General features: G+C 61.8%; 17 protein-coding genes, 1 tRNA gene and 3 pseudogenes. 12 read left to right on the top strand and 9 right to left on the bottom strand.

The features are described 5' to 3' along the window. The first annotated feature begins 22 nt into the window (after positions 1–22). The 6 genes from mnmA (at position 23) to E2H86_RS23545 (ending at position 7,162) form a co-directional block, all read left to right on the top strand. Positions 23–1,147 carry a tRNA 2-thiouridine(34) synthase MnmA gene (gene mnmA, locus E2H86_RS23570; RefSeq protein ID WP_133331920.1) on the top strand — a complete coding sequence of 375 codons (1,125 nt, stop codon included), beginning with the start codon at positions 23–25 and terminating at the stop codon, positions 1,145–1,147. After that, on the top strand, positions 1,144–1,770 hold the full coding sequence (gene hflD / locus E2H86_RS23565; RefSeq protein WP_133331919.1) for a high frequency lysogenization protein HflD: 627 nt from the start codon (positions 1,144–1,146) through the stop codon (positions 1,768–1,770). Before mnmA ends, hflD begins: the two co-directional genes overlap by 4 nt. Positions 1,771–1,968: 198 nt before the next feature. Beyond that, positions 1,969–3,339: an adenylosuccinate lyase gene (purB, locus tag E2H86_RS23560; RefSeq protein WP_133331918.1), complete on the top strand. Its 1,371-nt coding sequence runs from the start codon at positions 1,969–1,971 to the stop codon at positions 3,337–3,339. 81 nt (positions 3,340–3,420) lie between these two features. Further along, positions 3,421–4,587, top strand: a complete 1,167-nt coding sequence (locus E2H86_RS23555; protein ID WP_133331917.1) for a ribosomal protein uL16 3-hydroxylase — start codon at positions 3,421–3,423, stop codon at positions 4,585–4,587. Further along, entirely contained in the window at positions 4,580–5,014 is a 435-nt protein-coding gene (locus E2H86_RS23550; protein ID WP_133331916.1) for a GNAT family N-acetyltransferase, read from the top strand. Before E2H86_RS23555 ends, E2H86_RS23550 begins: the two co-directional genes overlap by 8 nt. A gap of 189 nt (positions 5,015–5,203) precedes the next feature. Continuing rightward, positions 5,204–7,162, top strand: a complete 1,959-nt coding sequence (locus E2H86_RS23545) for a DNA topoisomerase III (RefSeq protein ID WP_133331915.1) — start codon at positions 5,204–5,206, stop codon at positions 7,160–7,162. Between the two features lie 131 nt (positions 7,163–7,293). On the opposite strand, the pseudogene E2H86_RS23540 reads toward E2H86_RS23545, so the two are convergent. Beyond that, a pseudogene (locus tag E2H86_RS23540) lies at positions 7,294–7,578 on the bottom strand (ATP-binding protein); the annotation flags it as partial. A gap of 159 nt (positions 7,579–7,737) precedes the next feature. Then, a complete protein-coding gene (locus E2H86_RS23535) occupies positions 7,738–8,322 on the bottom strand; it encodes a TetR/AcrR family transcriptional regulator (protein ID WP_133331913.1) in 585 nt (194 codons plus the stop codon). Positions 8,323–8,584: 262 nt separating this feature from the next. Between E2H86_RS23535 and E2H86_RS23530 the strand changes: the two genes are divergently transcribed. Next, complete coding sequence (locus tag E2H86_RS23530) at positions 8,585–10,012, top strand: MFS transporter (RefSeq protein WP_207955651.1); 1,428 nt, start codon at positions 8,585–8,587, stop codon at positions 10,010–10,012. Between the two features lie 156 nt (positions 10,013–10,168). On the opposite strand, the gene E2H86_RS23525 is transcribed toward E2H86_RS23530, so the two are convergent. Continuing rightward, the gene (locus E2H86_RS23525; protein ID WP_243744095.1) at positions 10,169–11,023 is read right to left on the bottom strand and encodes an NAD(P)-dependent oxidoreductase; all 855 of its coding nucleotides are present in this window, start codon (positions 11,021–11,023) and stop codon (positions 10,169–10,171) included. Positions 11,024–11,152: 129 nt separating this feature from the next. On the opposite strand from E2H86_RS23525, the gene E2H86_RS23520 reads away from it, so the two are divergent. The 4 genes and pseudogenes from E2H86_RS23520 to E2H86_RS23505 form a co-directional block, all read left to right on the top strand. Beyond that, positions 11,153–12,004, top strand: a complete 852-nt coding sequence (locus E2H86_RS23520) for a LysR family transcriptional regulator (RefSeq protein WP_133331911.1) — start codon at positions 11,153–11,155, stop codon at positions 12,002–12,004. A 102-nt stretch (positions 12,005–12,106) separates the two neighbouring features. After that, positions 12,107–12,712 (top strand): hypothetical protein, encoded by a 606-nt coding sequence (locus tag E2H86_RS23515; RefSeq protein ID WP_133331946.1) that lies wholly within the window; start codon positions 12,107–12,109, stop codon positions 12,710–12,712. A gap of 78 nt (positions 12,713–12,790) precedes the next feature. Then, a pseudogene (locus tag E2H86_RS23510) lies at positions 12,791–13,407 on the top strand (cytochrome b/b6 domain-containing protein). A 114-nt stretch (positions 13,408–13,521) separates the two neighbouring features. Next, positions 13,522–13,782 (top strand): annotated as a pseudogene (locus E2H86_RS23505) (molybdopterin-dependent oxidoreductase); the annotation flags it as partial. Between the two features lie 3 nt (positions 13,783–13,785). Here the strand turns inward: E2H86_RS23505 and E2H86_RS23500 are convergent. Both E2H86_RS23500 and E2H86_RS23495 read right to left on the bottom strand, forming a co-directional pair. Further along, complete coding sequence (locus E2H86_RS23500) at positions 13,786–14,265, bottom strand: nuclear transport factor 2 family protein (protein WP_133331910.1); 480 nt, start codon at positions 14,263–14,265, stop codon at positions 13,786–13,788. 79 nt (positions 14,266–14,344) lie between these two features. Continuing rightward, positions 14,345–15,103 carry an SDR family NAD(P)-dependent oxidoreductase gene (locus tag E2H86_RS23495; protein WP_133331909.1) on the bottom strand — a complete coding sequence of 253 codons (759 nt, stop codon included), beginning with the start codon at positions 15,101–15,103 and terminating at the stop codon, positions 14,345–14,347. A 149-nt stretch (positions 15,104–15,252) separates the two neighbouring features. On the opposite strand from E2H86_RS23495, the gene E2H86_RS23490 reads away from it, so the two are divergent. Then, positions 15,253–15,501, top strand: a complete 249-nt coding sequence (locus E2H86_RS23490; RefSeq protein WP_133331908.1) for a hypothetical protein — start codon at positions 15,253–15,255, stop codon at positions 15,499–15,501. Between the two features lie 73 nt (positions 15,502–15,574). On the opposite strand, the gene E2H86_RS23485 is transcribed toward E2H86_RS23490, so the two are convergent. The 4 genes from E2H86_RS23485 to gacA all read right to left on the bottom strand — a co-directional run bounded on the left by E2H86_RS23485 (position 15,575) and on the right by gacA (position 18,773). After that, positions 15,575–15,650, bottom strand: a tRNA-Gly gene (locus tag E2H86_RS23485). A 63-nt stretch (positions 15,651–15,713) separates the two neighbouring features. Then, the gene (gene pgsA, locus E2H86_RS23480) at positions 15,714–16,274 is read right to left on the bottom strand and encodes a CDP-diacylglycerol--glycerol-3-phosphate 3-phosphatidyltransferase (protein ID WP_133331907.1); all 561 of its coding nucleotides are present in this window, start codon (positions 16,272–16,274) and stop codon (positions 15,714–15,716) included. A gap of 33 nt (positions 16,275–16,307) precedes the next feature. After that, positions 16,308–18,131, bottom strand: a complete 1,824-nt coding sequence (uvrC, locus tag E2H86_RS23475) for an excinuclease ABC subunit UvrC (protein ID WP_133331906.1) — start codon at positions 18,129–18,131, stop codon at positions 16,308–16,310. 3 nt (positions 18,132–18,134) lie between these two features. Next, entirely contained in the window at positions 18,135–18,773 is a 639-nt protein-coding gene (gene gacA, locus E2H86_RS23470) for a response regulator transcription factor GacA (protein WP_133331905.1), read from the bottom strand. Between the last annotated feature and the right edge of the window lie 93 nt (positions 18,774–18,866).

Here is an 18,866-nt window from a genome sequence, read left to right as displayed (position 1 = left end):
CCCTTGATACACATCGGTAACCATGACCAGCCCAGCACTCAAAGACCCCGCCAAGACCCGCGTCATCGTCGGCATGTCCGGCGGCGTGGACTCTTCCGTCTCCGCCCTCCTGCTCATGGAGCAGGGCTACCAGGTGGAAGGGCTGTTCATGAAGAACTGGGAAGAGGACGACGGCACCGAATACTGCACCGCCCGTGAAGACCTGGCCGACGCCCAGGCCGTATGCGACCGCATCGGCATCAAGCTGCACACCGCCAACTTCGCCGCCGAATACTGGGACAACGTGTTCGAGCACTTCCTCGAGGAGTACAAGGCCGGCCGTACGCCCAACCCCGACATCCTTTGCAACCGCGAAATCAAGTTCAAGGCGTTTCTCGACTACGCCCTGTCCCTGGGCGCCGACCTGATCGCCACCGGCCACTACGTGCGCCGCCGCGACACGGGCGAGCTCACCGAACTGCTCAAGGGCCTGGACCCGAACAAGGACCAGAGCTATTTCCTGCACGCTGTCGGCGGTAAGGAAATCGCCCGCACGCTGTTCCCGGTAGGCGAGCTGGAAAAGCCCGAGGTGCGCGCCATCGCCGAGAAACACGGCCTGGCCACCGCCAAGAAAAAGGACTCGACCGGCATCTGCTTCATCGGCGAGCGCCGCTTCAGCGACTTCCTCAAGCAGTATCTGCCGGCCCAACCGGGCGACATCGAGACGACCGAAGGTGAAGTGATCGGCCGCCACCACGGCCTGATGTACCACACCATCGGCCAGCGCCAGGGCCTTGGCATCGGCGGCCTCAAGGACGCCGGCGACGAGCCGTGGTACGTGCTGCACAAAGACCTGACTCGCAACGTGCTGGTGGTCGGCCAGGGCAACGAGCATCCATGGCTGTTCTCCCGCGCCCTGCTCGCCTCGGAGATCTTCTGGGTCAACCCGATCGACCTGAGCAGCCCGCGCCAGCTCACCGCCAAGGTGCGCTACCGCCAGAGCGACCAGCAATGCACCCTGGAGCGTACTGCCAATGGCTATCGCGCCGTGTTCGATGAGCCGCAGCGCGCCGTGACACCCGGCCAATCGGTGGTGTTCTATGACGGCGAGGTGTGCCTGGGCGGCGGCGTGATCGAAACCGCCGAGCCGTGGAGCCCGCGCGCATGAGCAACCTGCAGGAGCAGTTGATTGCCCTGGGCGGTGTGTTCCAGGCTGCCGTGCTGGTCGACCGCATCGCCCGCACCGGCCAGGCCAGCGAGGCCAACATCGGCTGCATGCTCGGCAGCCTGCTGGTGCGCGACCCGGAAAACACCCTGCAGGTGTTCGGCGGCGACGACCTCAACCTGCGCGACGGTTATCGCGCCCTGGTCGGCGCCCTCGAGCGCGACCCCAGCAGCCTGCAGCGCGAGCCGCTGCGTTATGCGCTGTCGATGCTCGGCCTCGAGCGCCAGCTGAACAAGCGCGGCGACCTGCTCGACACCATTGGCAACCGCTTGCCGCAGATCCAGTCCCAGGCCGAGCATTTCGGCCTGGTTCACGAAAACGTCATCGCTTCCAGCGGCGCCTTGTACCAGGACACCCTGAGCACCTTGCGCCAGCGCATCCAGGTACACGGCGACATGCGCTTCCTGCAACAGGCCAGCAACGCCTCGAAGATCCGCGCCCTGCTGCTCGCCGGTATCCGTGCTGCACGCCTGTGGCGCCAGCTGGGCGGGCATCGCTGGCAACTGGTGTTCAGCCGGCGCAAGCTGCTCAACGAACTGTACGACATGATGCGTTCGCCTTCCTGAAAGGCAACGCAGCCCCTGTAAGAGCGGGTTTACCCGCGAATGCGATGCCAGACGCACCGCCGCCTTCGCGGGTAAACCCGCTCCGACAGGGCCCGACCTGCTTTTATAGGCCCGACCTTTGGTCAGCCACCCGACTCGGGCGCATTTTTCATGTATGATATGCGCCCTTCCAAAAGCCTGACTGTCCGAGAACACCCCATGCAGCTCTCTTCGCTCACTGCGGTTTCCCCTGTAGACGGCCGTTACGCCGGCAAAACCCAGGCCTTGCGCCCCATTTTCAGCGAATACGGCCTGATCCGTTTCCGCGCCCTGGTCGAAGTGCGCTGGCTCCAGCGTCTGGCCGCCCACCCGCAGATCGGCGAAGTGCCGGCGTTCTCCGCCGAAGCCAATGCCCTGCTGGACACCCTGGCCACCGACTTCAAGCTCGAGCACGCCGAGCGCGTCAAGGAAATCGAGCGCACCACCAACCACGACGTCAAGGCGATCGAATACCTCCTCAAGGAGCAGGCCGCCAAGCTGCCTGAGCTGGCCAAGGTCAGCGAGTTCATCCACTTCGCCTGCACCAGCGAGGACATCAACAACCTGTCCCACGCCTTGATGCTGCGTGCCGGCCGTGACGAAGTGCTGCTGCCGCTGATGCGCCAGATCGCCGACGCCATCCGCGCCCTGGCCCACGCCCATGCCGAGGTGCCGATGCTCTCGCGCACCCACGGCCAGCCGGCTTCGCCGACCACCCTGGGCAAGGAGCTGGCCAACGTCGTCTACCGCCTGGAGCGGCAGATCGCCCAAGTGGCCGCCGTGCCGCTGCTGGGCAAGATCAATGGCGCCGTGGGCAACTACAATGCCCACCTCTCGGCCTACTCGCAGATCGACTGGGAGCAGAATGCCCGCGCCTTCATCGAAGACGAGCTGGGCCTGGTGTTCAACCCCTACACCACCCAGATCGAGCCGCACGACTACATCGCCGAGCTGTTCGACGCCATCGCCCGCTTCAACACCATCCTCATCGACTTCGACCGCGACGTCTGGGGCTACATCTCGCTGGGCTACTTCAAACAGAAGACCGTCGCCGGCGAAATCGGCTCCTCGACCATGCCACACAAGGTCAACCCGATCGACTTCGAGAACTCCGAAGGCAACCTGGGGATCGCCAACGCGCTGTTCCAGCACCTGGCCAGCAAGCTGCCGATCTCGCGCTGGCAGCGTGACCTGACCGACTCCACCGTGCTGCGCAACCTGGGCGTGGGCTTTGCTCACAGCGTCATCGCCTACGAAGCCAGCCTCAAGGGTATCGGCAAGCTGGAAGTCAACGAAGCCCGCATCGCCGCCGATCTGGACGCCTGCTGGGAAGTCCTTGCCGAGCCGATCCAGACCGTCATGCGCCGCTTCAACATCGAGAACCCCTACGAGAAGCTCAAGGAGCTGACCCGTGGCAAGGGCATCACGCCCGAGGCGCTGCTGACCTTCATCGATGGCCTCGACATGCCTGCCGAAGCCAAGGCCGAGCTCAAGCAACTGACCCCCGCCACCTACATCGGTAACGCGGTGGCCCAGGCCAAACGCATCTAAGCTGAGCGTTGCGCTCAACGCCCGGCTTAGCCGGGCGTTTTTATTCCCGCATGAAAATTACGTCTTTTCAATAGGTTGAACATGAATCCTGATACTCCACTGCAGTTGCTCGGCGGCATCTCGGCCCGCGAATTCATGCGCGACTACTGGCAGAAGAAGCCCCTGCTGGTGCGCCAGGCCTTCCCGGACTTCATCAGCCCGATCGACCCCGACGAGCTGGCCGGTCTGGCACTGGAAGAGGAAGTAGAGTCGCGCCTGGTGCTCGAGCATGGCGAGCACCCATGGGAACTGCGCCGCGGCCCGTTCACCGAAGACACCTTCGCCGAGCTGCCGGAACAGGACTGGACCTTGCTGGTGCAGGCTGTCGACCAGTTCGTACCGGAAGTTGCCGAGCTGCTGGAGCATTTCCGCTTCCTGCCGAGCTGGCGCATCGACGACGTGATGATCAGCTTCGCCGCACCAGGTGGCAGCGTCGGTCCGCACTTCGACAACTACGATGTGTTCCTGCTGCAGGGCCACGGCAAGCGCAACTGGAAGATCGGCCAGATGTGCAACAGCGACAGCCCTCTGCTGGAGCACGCCGACCTGCGCATCCTCGCCGAATTCGAACAGAGCGGCGAGTGGACCCTGGAACCAGGCGACATGCTCTACCTGCCCCCGCGCCTGGCCCACTACGGTGTGGCCGAAGACGACTGCCTGACGTATTCGGTCGGCTTCCGCGCGCCGAGCGCCGCCGAAGTGCTGACCCACTTCACCGACTTCCTCAGCCAGTTCCTGCCTGACGAAGAGCGTTACAGCGACGCCGATGCCCAGCCGGTCAGCGACCCGCACCAGATCCAGCACGACGCGCTGGACCGGCTCAAGGCCCTGCTGGCCGAGCACATGGGCGACGAGCGCCTGCTGCTGACCTGGTTCGGCCAGTTCATGACCGAACCGCGCTACCCCGAACAGGTCTCCGGCGAGGAGCTGAGCGAGGAAGAGCTGATCGACAGCCTGCAACAGGGTGCCATCCTGATCCGCAATCCGAGTGCCCGCATGGCCTGGTCGGAAGTCGACGACAACCTGCTGCTGTTCGCCAGCGGCCAAAGCCGTTTGCTGCCAGGTCACCTGCGCGATCTGCTGAAACTGATTTGCGCCGCCGACGCACTGCACATCGAAAACCTTGTAGAGTGGCTGGAAGACGAAGACGGCCTGACGCTGGTCTGCCAGCTGGTCAAACAAGGAAGCCTGGGATTTGCCAATGAATAAGATCAGCGTTCGCCTCGCCGACTGGCACAAGGATCACGCCGATATCCATCGCATCCGCAGCGCGGTATTCGTTGCCGAGCAGCATGTACCGCCAGAGCTGGAGTTCGATGCCGAGGACCCGACCGCCCTGCACTTTCTGGCGCTGGAAGGCGACTACCCGATCGGCACCGCCCGCTTGTTGCCCGACGGCACCATCGGTCGGGTTTCGGTCTTGCGCGACTGGCGTGGACTGAAGGTGGGTGATGCACTGATGAACGCGGTGATCCGCGAGGCGCAGAACCGCGACCTGCGCCAGCAGATGCTCAGTGCCCAGGTGCATGCCACGCCGTTCTATGAGCGGCTGGGCTTTCGCGTGGTGAGCGAGGAGTTTCTCGAAGCCGGCATCCCCCACGTAGACATGGTGCGCGATTCCAGAGAATTCGCCTGATCCGCACGGGTCTCATTGCCGGCGAACGGGCTCCTACTGGGGTTGTAGGATCCGATTCGCTGGCAATGAAGCCAGACTGCCACACACATCCCGACCGAAATAAACTGTACATCCATCCAGATAAAACTTGCCTACGCGCCCCCACTTGCGCATCCTATCGCCCATCACCCCGATGAAGCGTTCCTGGCCATGCGCCTGTTCCTCTGCGAAAAACCCTCCCAGGCAAAAGACATCGCCAAGGTCCTCGGCGCCACCCGCAAGGCTGACGGTTGCTGGCAAGGCACCGATGTATGCGTGACCTGGTGCATCGGCCACCTGCTCGAAACCGCCCCGCCCGACAGCTACGACGAACGCTACAAACGCTGGACTCTTGCCGACCTGCCGATCATCCCGGAGAAGTGGAAGATGCAGGTCAAGCCCAAGACTGCCAGCCAGTTCAAGGCGGTCAAGCGCCTGCTCGGTGAAGCCCGCGAACTGGTCATCGCCACCGACGCCGATCGTGAAGGCGAGATGATCGCCCGTGAGCTGGTCGAGCACTGCCGCTACCGCGGGCCGATCCAGCGCCTGTGGCTCTCGGCACTGGACGACGCCTCCATCCGCAAGGCCCTGGGCCGCCTGCTACCCGGACAGCAAACCTTCAGTCTCTACCATTCGGCGCTCGGCCGCTCGCGCGCCGACTGGTTGATCGGCATGAACATGAGCCGCCTGTTCACCCTGCTCGGCCGCCAGTCCGGATACCAGGGCGTACTGCCGGTAGGACGGGTCCAGACCCCGACCCTGCGTCTGGTGGTGGACCGTGACCGCAGCATCGCCGACTTCGTGCCGGTGCCGTTCTGGGCCATCGAGGTGCAACTGGAGCACCATGGCCAAACGTTCAATGCCCAGTGGCGTGCGCCGGAAGACGCCTGCGATGACCAAGGGCGGTGTCTGAACCAGGAGTTGGCGCAACAGGCAGCCGCCGCCATGGGCACAGCCGGCACCGCCAAGGTACTCGACGTGGCCACCGAGCGCGTGCGCGAAGCCGCTCCCCTGCCCTTCGACCTCGGCACCTTGCAGGAACTGTGCTCGAAGAAGTTCGGCCTTGGCGCCCAGGAAACCCTCGACATCGCCCAGGCGCTGTACGAGACGCACAAATTGATCACCTATCCACGCAGTGACTGTGGTTACCTGCCTCTCAGCCAGCACGTCGAGGCCCCGGGCATCCTTGCCGCCCTGCTGCGCGCCGATGCCAGCCTCGCCCCGCTGCAAGCCCACCTGGAACCGCAACGTCGGTCGCGGGCCTGGAACGACGCCAAGGTCAGCGCCCACCATGGCATCATCCCAACCGCAGCCGCCAGCGACCCATCGCGCCTGCCGCCCAAGTACAAGGCCGTGTACACCCTGATCCGCGCCCGCTACCTGGCGCAGTTCCTGCCCAATCACGAATACGACCGCACCCAGGCCGAATTCGACTGCGCTGGCCATGCCTTGCGTGCCGTCGGCAAGCAGATCGTCGAGCCCGGCTGGCGCCGCGCCCTGCCCGAGGCGCTGACGCCGGCCAAGGGCCGCGAAGCAGCGCCTGCCCAGGTGCTGCCAGCGCTGCGCAAAGGAGACGATTGCCTGCTGCGCGGCCTGCAACTCAAGGACATGTGGACGCAACCACCCAAGCCATTCACCGAAGGCGACCTGATCAAGGCGATGAAGAACGTCGCCAAGCTGGTGGACGATCCGCGCTTGAGGCAGAAGCTCAAGGACACTACTGGCATCGGCACCGAGGCGACCCGCGCCAGCATCATTCAAGGCCTGCTCGACCGTGGCTACCTGGTGAAGAACGGCAAGGCGTTGTCCGCCACCCCGGCCGCGTTCAGCCTGATCGACGCGGTGCCGCGGGCGATTGCCGACCCTGGGACCACCGCCATCTGGGAACAGGCGCTGGACATGGTGCAGAGCGGTGAGATGACCCTGGAAGAGTTCGTTACCCGTCAATCGGCTTGGATGGGCAAGCTGGTGCAGCGCTGCAGTGGGTTACGCCTGAGCATCAGTGGGCCAGCGGTGGGCAAGGCGCCTGCGTGGAAGAAGAAGCGCGGCGGCAAAGGCAAGGTAGCCCGCGGCGGGAGCAAAACCCCCACGGGCAAGTCTCGACAGGCGCAGCGCAAGACGACTCTCTAGAGTCAGCGCGACATCATCAAGTACATGTCTGCGTGTTTGGACCAACGAACGCCAGAACAGCCAATGTGGTTACTGCTCAAAAATATCTAGCCTTTGGCCATGGATCAGTTCACTGCGGGCAGGCAAGAGCATTAAGGGCGAATCTTCACGGGGAAGCGCAACGCAAAGCATATTTGCCCAGGCTCAGGCTGGCTGACCGCTGCACGCCCTCCATGCAAGTGCATGATGGCGGTCACGATGGCCAATCCCAACCCATTGGAATCGGACAACTGGTGCCGAGAGGCGTCGCCGCGGTAGAAGCGGTCGAATCCCTTGTTCAAGACCGCTTCGCTGAGCCCAGGCCCCTGATTTTCGACCTCGATACGACATTCATCTGCCGCGAAAATTGCCCGTAGTTCGATGTGACTTCCCTCATCGGTTTTCTCCGCGAGATACCCCGTACTTTAGTGCGGGGAGGATGTCAACTTCTATAACCAGAATGTGCATGGGCACAGGCCCTCTGTCGTCGACTGATACCGGGGGTCGCCAGCCGCAGCGATGCTGTGGCTAGAAGGGTTGCACTGCGATCGTTTCCATCACTTCCCAGTAATGAGCCTTTCGATCATCGGTTGGGTGATCACCCCGAATATACTGGGATCGCCATAGGCCCGGGCTGAAAGCATCGTCCCATGAACGGTAGCCATGAAGGTTTCTGCCTCGCTGCGAGCATCGCTCGGCAGGACCAGGCGACCTTGCTCAGCCCCTCGTTCGAATACGGAAACCAACCAGGCAGACAACATCTGGAAATGCGCCCTGACCTCCACCACGATTTCTTCAGGCAATACCGGAATCTGGGTGGCTAGCAATGCACACACACAATAGCCCTTGGTTGCATCTCCAATGCACTCCAGCCAGTAACCAATGTACGCCCGGAGTTGCTCGGCAGGATCAGGGATCGCACGGTCGAGGTGTTCGAGACCCGCCTGCGCCTCTTGCCGGTACTGGCTGACGAGGGTACGAACCAGGTCCACCTTGGTCGGAAAGTGGTGATGGATGCTGGCTTTACGGATGCCGACAAACGCGGAGATATCCGCGTAACTGAACCCGCTATAACCGCCGGCGATGACCAAGGCACGGGTACAGTCGAGGATTTCGAAATAGGTCTTGGAATGCGTAATCATGACGCCACCCTACCTTCTGGTAGGGTGGCCGTCAACACGGTTCGAGGCGTGGCGTTTCGCCACCTGCTGTTCGATGGGTGCTTGAGCGCTGCGCGGCGCGATGCTCCCCGGCGTACAGGAATGAACGCCAAACGTACATAAATGGCAGTCCCGGTACCACCGTGTGCATCACACACTGGGCGTGTTCCCCACTGCTGGCTGAATCGCTGCGAGGCACTCAACCAGGACGCTGGGTTTGCAGACTCCAGAGAAGGCCCTTTTCATGTCAAGCATCCATGCTCTCCCTATCGAACGACGTCGTTGGTCGATGTTCGTCATTCTGCTGGTCGGGGCGTTCCTGCCGCCCTTGGACTTCTTCATCGTCAATGTCGCATTGCCCTCGATCCAGCAAGACCTGAACACCGCCTCTTCGGCTGAGCAACTGGTCATTTCCTCATATGCCGGACTGTATGCCGTGACCCTGATCACCGGAGGACGCCTGGGTGATCTCTATGGACGCGGGCGGATGTTCTTCCTCGGCCTGATCGGCTTCGCTACGGCGTCGCTGATCTGCGGACTCGCCGAGTCACCCTGGGTACTGGTCGCCGGACGCGCCCTTCAGGGCATAACGGCGGCAATCATGGCCCCACAGGCCCTGGCATCGGTGCAGGCGATCTTCCCGGAGGCGGAAAAGCCGCTGGCACTGAGTATCTATGGCGCGGTCTTCGGGCTGGCCTCGGTGGTCGGCCAGGCCCTGGGAGGCGTGTTGATATCACTCGATGTCTTGGGCTTGGGTTGGCGGGCGATTTTCCTGGTCAACCTGCCCATTGCGCTGCTGGTCATTTTATTCGGCGTGCCCTTGCTCAGCGAAACCCGTGCACGTCAGGCAAGCAAGCTGGACCTGATAGGCATGCTGTTGTCGGTTTTGACGTTGAGCGCTCTCATCGTACCCTTGATCGAAGGCCGTGAAGCGGGCTGGCCCTTGTGGTCCTGGCTGACTTTGCTGGCGGCTCCGGTGCTAGGCTGGTTGCTCTGGCGCCATCAAACGCGCCTGTTCCTTGCCGGCGGTAACCCGCTGCTCAACCCGCTGGCATTGCAGGCTCCAGGCTTGGGCCGTGCGCTGTTGGTCGCTTTGTCATTCTACGCGATCGGCGTGTTCTTCCTGCTGTTGTCGATCTATCTGCAGGGCGCATTACATGTCAGTGCCCTCAGCGCTGGCCTGACGTTCCTGCCATTCGGCATGGGTTTCCTTCTGGGGCCGCTCTCGACAGCTCGATTCAGACGGGTGCTCGGCATCTATCTCAACGCTTTCGGAATGGGACTTGAGGTCGTGGGCCTGTTGGCCTTGATCTGGCTAGTGGTGATGACACCGATTTCTGCCTCTGCACCTCCCATGCTGCTTGCCCTGCCCCTGTTCCTGATCGGCTTTGGACAAGGACTGGCGCTGCCGACCTTGATGAGCATGATCACCAGCCGGGTAGCCCCCGCACTGTCGGGCATGATTGCCGGCATCGCCAGCTCGACGCTACAAGTCAGCACCGCATTGAGCGTCGCGGTGATCGGTGGAGTGTTTTACACGCTCGTCGGCCCCAATGGCGACGAAGCGGCCATCGGACATGCCTTCATCGTCGCCCTTCTGTGCATCGCCGGCTGCCTTGCCGCCGGCGCCGGGCTGAGTTTCTCGCTGGCCCGCCAGTCCATCGGTCGCTAAACGCATGTCCGGCGATCTGCCTACTACAAGCATGGCCCAGCACTCGAGCCTCTGCTGGAAAGCAACTTGACGCCTCGGATGCGGACCCTGTGCAAGGTCCTGGGAGCGCCTTGCTCCGGATGATCCGGAGCAAGGGTATCCGGTGAAAGAATTGCGCTAAGCGCCCCTTTCACTCAGATCGTCGGCCACCGTCGCCAGCACTGACCAATCCTGGCTGCCAAGCCCTCTCTCCAGCGCAGCCGCCATTCGGCGACGCACCGCGCTAGCAGCCGGAAGAGAAAGCCCCTGGGCCTGACCGGCAGCCAACGCGAGGTCGACGTCCTTGAGGCCGAGGGAAAGCTTGAAGCCGGGCTCGTAGCGACCGTTGACTATATTGAGTCCGTAACGCTGATAGCTCGGGCAGGCAAACAGGGTCTGGGTGACCACCTCGATGAATGCCTGCGCGCTCAGGCCGTGACGCTCGGTAAGATGACTGGCTTCGGCCAGGGCCTCGATGGCCTGACTGATCATCATGTTGCCCGCGACCTTGGCAATGCAGGCCTGCACCGGCCGGTCACCCAGCCGCCAGGTATGTTTGCCGAGCACATCGAGCACCGGCTGCACCCGCTCGATGGCTGCTGGATCGCCAGCAGCCAAGATATTCAGTTCGCCCCTGGCGGCCACTGCAGGGATACCGAAAACCGGGGCTGCGACCAGACCGAGCCCGAACGCCTCATGTTGGCTCGCCAACTGCTCGATGAGCGCAGGCGAAAGCGTCGACATCACGATATGAATGCAGCCCTTGGCCGCGCCCTGCAAGACTCCCGGAGCCAGCAAGACCTCTTTCACTGCTTGATCGTCGGCCAGCATGCTGATGACCACAGGTGCCTGCAACGCTGCAGACGCCGACGGCAATACACCAACGTCTCCCAATCCAGATAGCGACCCGGCGCTGCGGTTCCAGACGCCCACTCGATAACCCGCCCGTAACAGCAACGGGATCATCGCCTGCGCCATGCTACCAACTCCCACGAAACCAATGTCCATGCCAGCTCTCCTCGCCCGCAATACAGGCCTGTAGTCGTCACTGTGCCGTTGCAAGGGTTGCGACGGGACTGCCATTGCTGCATCTTCGCCGTTCATCTTTGTGCGAGGTACGTCATGGACTGGAACGACTTGCGCGTCTTCCTGGCAATTGTCCGCACCGGCTCCCTCGGCGCTGCCGCGAAACAACTGGGGGTGAGCCATCCCACCGTGGGGCGGCGGCTCAATGCGCTGGAGCAGGCCAGCGGACAGGTGTTCTTTCGTCGTGTCGGACAAGCGCTGGTCTTGACCGACAGCGGTGACAAGATCCTGCGCCTGGCGCAAGAAATGGAACAAAACGCGCTGGCCATCGAGCGACACATTGCCGGTGACAGCGACCAACCTGAAGGGCTGCTGCGCATCTCCTCGGCAGACTGGTTCGCCGGCTACGTGCTATCCCCCGTGCTCGGGGAACTAAACCGGCGTTATCCCTTGATCGTCCCGGAAGTGATCCCGGGCCATCGATTGTTCGACCTCTCACGTCGCGATGCCGACATCGCCTTTCGCATCGTTCCGTTCACTGAACCGGACATCGTGCAACGCCGCTTGATGACGATGAACTATGGCCTCTACAGCGCCGCCGATCTGCCACTTACTGCGTCGAACGAGGGTGATGGCCTGGGACTGATCACGATGAACACCGCCCAGGCCCATTATCCCGACGTACGCTGGTTGCAGGAGCTGTTCCCCCGCGCCAAGACCGTATTCACCAGCAGCAGCCGGACGGTCCAAGCACAAATGTGCGGCATGGGGCTGGGGGTGGCGGTGTTACCCCGCCCACTGGGCGACAAGCTGCCCTATTTGCGGCTGCAGGACATCGGTGGCCAGCCACCTGGGCGCGATATCTGGATGGGCTACCACCACGACATGCGCCAGATGGATCGGCTTCGCGCCCTGGCCGATCTCGCCGTCGACATGCTGGGCCCTTGATCTGACCAATCTTGACGCAAATGTAATCGGCCGGTCATCTTCGAGTGCCAGGACGGAACTTAGCATCAAGGGACTTCAAACAGAGGAAATGTCCCGATGAAAATGAAGAACGTCCTGTCCAGCTCGTTCGGAATCTGCATGGCGGCTGCCACGCTCCTCGCCAGTGCGGCAGATATGCCGGTGATCAAACCACTGCGGGGGGGGGTTGAAGATTTCAGCAACAACACCTTGAGCTTCACCACCCGCTCCGGCATGCACCAAAGCATCGCAATGAGCGACAAGACCGGTGTGGTCAGCGCTTCACACGCCGACCTTGCCTCGATCAAGACCGACAGCTTCGTAGGGTCGGCTGCTATCCCCCAGGCCAACGGCACCCTTAAAGCACTGGAAGTCACGGTCTTCGATGCCCGACTCAAGGGAAGCGGCGAGGGTCACTATGGCTGGCAGAATGCCGACGGAAGTACCGGCACCATGACCAACGGTACGGTGGGTAAGCTCTCCAGCGCTAATGGCCGCACCTTGAGCGTCAAGTACAAGGGCGGCACCAAAGAGCTTGTGGTACCTGACGACGTACCGATCGCGTTCATCGAACCAGGCTCGACCCAGGAGCTGGTCAAAGGCGCCAAGGTCGTGGTGTTTCCTGCCGAAGACGGCAAGACCGCCCGCGGTGTCGCCGTCGGTAAGAACGGCTTCCAGCCACCGATGTAAGCCTGCAGACGGCCTGATGCGTGGTCACCCTGACCACGCGTGGGTCTGTCGATTCAGACCATCGCGCAAGGTGGCAGCATGAAACAAATCCGTATCCACCCCTGGCCCGTCCGCTTGATGCATTGGCTCAACGCTCAGTGCATGGTGTGCATGTTCATGAGCGGCTGGGCCATCTATAACGCCTCGCCGTTGCTCGAGTTCAGGTTTCCTGTCGAGCTGACGGTGGGTGGCTGGCTGGCTCCCTCGCCTGGCACTTCGCATTCATGTGGGTGCTGGTCATCAATGGCTTGCTCTACCTGATCCACGGCCTGGCCAGCCGGCATTTCCAGCGCGACCTGCTGCCCGTGACGGCCTGCTCCGTGGGGCGGGATTTGCGGGCGGCATTGCGCTTTGAACTCAAGCACGAGCACGGCGTGTACAACGCGTTGCAGCGCCTGATGTATTGGCTGGTGCTGGCGGCGGGTGTGCTGATCGCGGCATCGGGCTTGGCGATCTGGAAGCCGGTCCAGCTTCAGATGCTGGTTGCACTGCTGGGCGGCTACGACACTGCACGCTACGTGCACTTCACCGCGATGGCGGCCATCGGTGCGTTTGTCGTTGTGCACGTTGCGATGGTGTTGTTGGTCCCGAAAACCTTTCTGCCGATGATCACTGGTGGCAAGCGTGAGGACACGAGAGGAGAAAACCGAACATGAACCTGCCGAAGCGACGCCCAACGGCGCGCATTGAGCTTGAGCCGGCCCAGCGCTGGCAACTTGAAAGCCTCCAGCGCCGACAGTTCTTGCGTGGCAGCCTGACGGTCGGCGCATGCCGGGTTCGTTGGTTTCAAATGTGCCGACCGCTACTATTCAAGCCTCGACATGGCCAGCGCCCTGCACCCACAGACATTGTTGGCCCTGGACTACGGTGAAGTCGCCTTGCCGCCGGAATACGGCTATCCGTTGCGGGTCAGAGTACCGACCAAACTGGGGTTCAAGAATCCCAAGCATATCGTCGAGATCTTCGTCAGCAACGATAATCCCGGCGGGTATTGGGAGGACCAGGGCTACAACTGGTTCAGTGGTATCTGAAGCCTAGCGCGGCTCGGACCAGGCCAGCTCTTCCCCGGCAATGGCTAACCAGTCGTTCAGCGGTGCCAGCAAGTGCAGTTCGAAGCCTCTGGAGCGGAAAGCCCACTTGCCCTCACGGCGTTCAAACCTGTCGTGATACAGCCCGCTGACTTGGATAGGGCCTTTGTCGATGTCGTAGAACAGGCAATCTGCAGCGACGGTAGCCGATGCACTATCCCCCTCAATCTCGATCAAAGGGTTGGCCATCCAGTGGTGCATGTGCGGCATCTGCCGCCAGCTGTTCTCGGCCATCTGCAGAATTTCGTCGCGACTCGTCGCGCTGCCGAATCCCGGCAGGTCCAGCGTCGACTCGGCGTGCCAGATGCCCTGAAGAAGCTTCCTGTCGATGCGGTCGAATGCGTGTGCGTAGGTGGCGATGAGCGTCTCGATCGCGATGCGACTTTCCAATGCATCCAATCGGGCGGTGAGGGCTTCGATGTCCATGCAGTACTCCAGAAAGGTAGAATTTGCAGTGCAGAACGAAACAGCCCTGTATGGGGCTGCTCCGGTGCCGAAGAATTATTCAGATCTGCGACAGACCGCCGTCCACCATCAATTCCACGCCATTGACATACCTGGCATCGGCGCAAGCCAGGAAAAGCGCGGAACTTGCGACTTCTTCAGGCTGGGCCATGTACCCCAGCGGCGTGATCTGTTCGACGTGCTGGCGCAATGCAGCAATTTCCTTGTCACTGAGCTTCAGGCTGTTGTCCATCAGTGGAGTGCGGGTGAACCCTGGGCTCAATACATTCGCTCGAATCCTGCGGTGTCTGAGTTCATTCGCCCAGGTGCGAGCAAAGGAGCGGACCGCGGCCTTGGACGCGTTGTAGAGGCTCAGTCCTTCCATGCCGTTGCTGGAGCAGATCGAAGCCGTCAAGACAATCGAAGCGCCGTCCTTCAACAACGGCAACAGCGTCTGTACGCTGAAGAAAACGCCTTTGACGTTGATGTCAAACATGCTGTAGTACGCGGCCTCGCTGGTCTCGCCTAGTGGATTCTTCTCGCAGATTCCCGCGTTGGCGAACACCACGTCCAACTGATCGTCCTGGCCTTCGATCGTTGCCTTGAGCCGATCCAGATCGGCTTGACGCGAGACATCCGATTGGACTGCAACGGACTTGCTCCCCAGCCTGTCGACCGCCGCCTGCAAGGTGTCAGCAGACCGTCCGGTGATGTACACACGCTTGGCCCCCTCGGCTATAAGTCCCTGAGCGATCGCAAATCCGATGCCGGTGGACCCACCCGTCACGACGGCAACCTGATCGATGAATTTAGCGGACATATCTGACTCCTCGGCCCATGATGCAATGAAGTTCGGAACAACCTTGGGCACAGTGTGATAAGTGTCAGACGGTGGCGGTACTTCCAGACATGCACATTGGCTGTACAGTTTTGTGTGAGCTGCTCGAGAACCAGGAGACCGATAGCAGTATGATCCGGTTAGCCGAAGTCCGTGATCAGCCAGATATCAGAGACTGCGCCGAACAGGCCTACGTCCAGGGTTTGATCGTGCTCTACGCCCAGGAGGGGCATGTACTGCTGGAGAGCGTGGCAGTCCTGCCTACCAATGAGAAGATGACCGCCAACCTCGCGATCTATCCGAGTCTCGGTTACGTCAGAGCCGCTAACCGGCTGGAAGAGGGATTCAAACGTGTTTACTTCGAGAAGCGGCTGAGCTGAGAACGAAAAAAGGGCCTTTCGGCCCTTTTTTCAATGATGCACAGACTCCCAAGGAAATCTTTACATCTATATTTGGAGCGGGAAACGAGACTCGAACTCGCGACCCCGACCTTGGCAAGGTCGTGCTCTACCAACTGAGCTATTCCCGCGTCGTGATGGGTGCCATTCTAGCGATCTGGAAAACCGCGTCAACCCCTTGATTCAAAAAAACTTTATTTCTGCCCCGAACCTTCGCGCAGATGCGGCCAGGCGGCCAGCAGGTAGTGGAACATCGACCACAGGGTCAGCGCGGCTGCCACCAAAAGCAGGCCATAGCCAAGCACCACCCAGAAGGTCAGCAGCGGCGGGTTGCCCAGCAGAATCACCAGCGCCAGCATCTGCGCCGCGGTCTTCCATTTGCCCAGGCTCGACACGGCCACATGCGCCCTCGCCCCCAGTTCGGCCATCCATTCGCGCAAGGCCGAGACCACAATCTCACGACCGATGATCACCGCCGCCGGCAAAGTGAGCCAGAAATTGGCGTGTACCTGCACCAGCAGCACCAGGGCGACAGCCACCATCAGCTTGTCGGCAACCGGGTCGAGAAACGCGCCGAACGGCGTGCTCTGCTGCAGCCGGCGCGCCAGGTAGCCGTCCAGCCAGTCGGTGGCGGCGGCAATGGCGAACACGGTACTGGCGGCCAGGTAGCTCCAGTGGTACGGCATGTAGAACAGCAGGATGAAGATCGGAATGAGCAGGACGCGTAGTACGGTGAGCAGGTTTGGAATATTCATCGGCACGACTGGCTGCAGGTTGAACCCGGCATTCTACTCGCTATGCAGGCTGGCATAAATCGACTCGGCAAGCTTTTTACTGATGCCCGGCGCCTTGGCGATCTCATCGATACTGGCGCGGCTGAGCTCCTGCAGACCGCCGAAATGCTTGAGCAGGTCGCGGCGGCGCTTGGGGCCGACCCCCGCCACGTCCTCCAGGCTCGACACACGCCGGGCCTTGCCGCGACGGGCGCGGTGGCCGGTGATGGCGAAGCGGTGGGCCTCGTCGCGGATCTGCTGGATCAGGTGCAGTGCCGGGTTGTCGCCCTTGAGGGTGAACTCGTGGGTCACATCGTTCAGGTACAGGGTCTCGAAGCCGGCCTTGCGCGTCACCCCTTTGGCCACCCCGAGCAGGGTCAAGTCGTTGAAGGCCAGCTCCTGCATCACCTCGCGCGCCATGTTCAACTGGCCCTTGCCGCCATCCACCAGCAGCACGTCAGGTAGCTTGCCTTCGCCCTCCTTGATCCGTCCGTAGCGACGGGTCAGCGCCTGGTGCATGGCAGCGTAGTCATCACCCGCGGTGACGCCTTCGATATTGAAGCGCCGGTAATCCGACTTGATCGGTCCCTCGGGCCCGAACACCACGCAGCTGGCAACGGTGGCTTCACCGCTGGAGTGGCTGATGTCATAGCACTCCAGGCGTTGCGGCACTTCGTCCAGGCCCAGCACCTCGGCCAGGGCCTCGAAGCGCGCGGCCATGTGCTGGCGGTTGGCCAGACGCGCGTTGAGCGCCTGCTCGGCGTTGGTCACCGCCAACTGTTGCCAGCGGGCACGGGTACCGCGCACCCGATGGCTGATCTGCAGCTCGCGGCCGCTGAGGGTCTGCAGCGCTTCGCAGAGTGCCGCAAAATCCTCGTGCACGACGTTGACGATCAACTCGCTTGGCAGCTCACGTTCGACATTGCCCAGATAGTACTGGGAGAGAAACGCGGCCATGACCTCGCTCACTTCTTCCTCGATGCCCACCTGCGGGAAGAAGTTCTTGCTGCCCAACACCCTGCCGCCACGCACGCTGATCAGGTGCACGCAGGCACCGCCCGGGTTGACGAAGGCAGCGACGACATCGACGTCGCCAGAGCCGCCTTCCATGTACTGCTGGTCCTGCACCCGACGCAGCAGGGCGATCTGGTCACGTAGCTCGGCGGCCTTCTCGAAGTTCAAGGCCATGGCGGCCTTTTCCATCTCGGCATTGAGCTCGTTGCCCAGTTGCTGGCTACGGCCTTCGAGGAACATCACCGAGTGGCGCACGTCTTCGGCATATTCCTCAGCCGAGACCAGGCCGGTGCAAGGCCCCTTGCAGCGCTTTATCTGGTACTGCAGGCACGGGCGGGTGCGGTTGGCGTAGTAGCTGTCTTCGCACTGGCGCACCGAGAAGGCCTTCTGCAGCAGGCTCAGGCTTTCACGAATGGCACCCGCGCTCGGATAGGGACCGAAATAACGACCCTTGGCTTTCTTCGCGCCACGGTGGATGCCAAGCCGAGGAAATTGGCCATCGGACAGAAATACATACGGATAGGATTTGTCGTCACGCAACAGGATGTTGTAGGGCGGACGCCATTCCTTGATCAGCGTCTGCTCGAGCAGCAGCGCTTCGGTCTCGTTACCAGTGATAGTGGTCTCGACCTGGGCGATGCGAGCGACCAGGGCGGCGGTCTTGGGCGCCAGCCCCGCTTTGCGGAAGTAGCTGGCCAGGCGCTTTTTGAGGTTTTTGGCTTTGCCCACGTAGAGCAGGCGCGCCTGGGCATCGAACATCCGGTAGACGCCCGGACGGCCGCTGCAGGTCGCCAGGAAGGCACTGGCATCGAAAGCTTGGGACATGAATTAGAGGCTTGCGTCGACCATACCGTGGCGAACGGCCAGCAACGTCAGCTCGACATCGCTGGTAACCGAGAGTTTTTCGAAGATCCGATAACGGTAAGTATTGACGGTCTTGGGCGACAGACACAACTTGTCTGAGATGATCTGCACTTTCTGACAGCCGACGATCATCAGGGCAATCTGGATTTCCCGCTCAGAGAGTGCGTCGAATGGCGAACCCTGTGGTTGGAACGACTTGAGCGCCAACTGCTGGGCGATCTGCGGGCTGATGTAACGCTGACCGGCGAAGGCCAGGCGGATGGCCTGCACCATTTCGTCGAGCCCCGCGCCTTTGGTCAGGTAACCGGCCGCGCCGGCCTGCAACAGGCGCGTGGGAAATGGGTCTTCCTCGCAGACGGTCACTGCCACCACCTTGATGTCGGGGTGGCTGCGCAGCAGTTTGCGAGTCGCCTCGAGGCCGCCGATCCCAGGCATCTTGACGTCCATCAGCACGACATCCGGCTTGAGTTCGCGGGCCAGCTTGAGCGCAGACTCGCCCGAGTCCCCCTCGCCGACCACGTGCAGGCCATCGATGTCGGCCAGCATGCGCGTAATACCGGTTCGTACCAGATCGTGATCGTCGACCACTAGGACCCTAATCAAGCAAACACCTCGTCAACAGGGCGATTGGATCCCGTCACCTTAACAAAAAATTTCAGGATCGGCCTAGCGTATTAGCCCGTTCAGAAGCGTCTC

The sequence above is a fragment of the Pseudomonas putida genome, assembly GCF_004357765.1.
GTDB lineage: Bacteria > Pseudomonadota > Gammaproteobacteria > Pseudomonadales > Pseudomonadaceae > Aquipseudomonas > Aquipseudomonas putida_U.
This window is presented reverse-complemented; position numbering and strand designations above follow the sequence as displayed.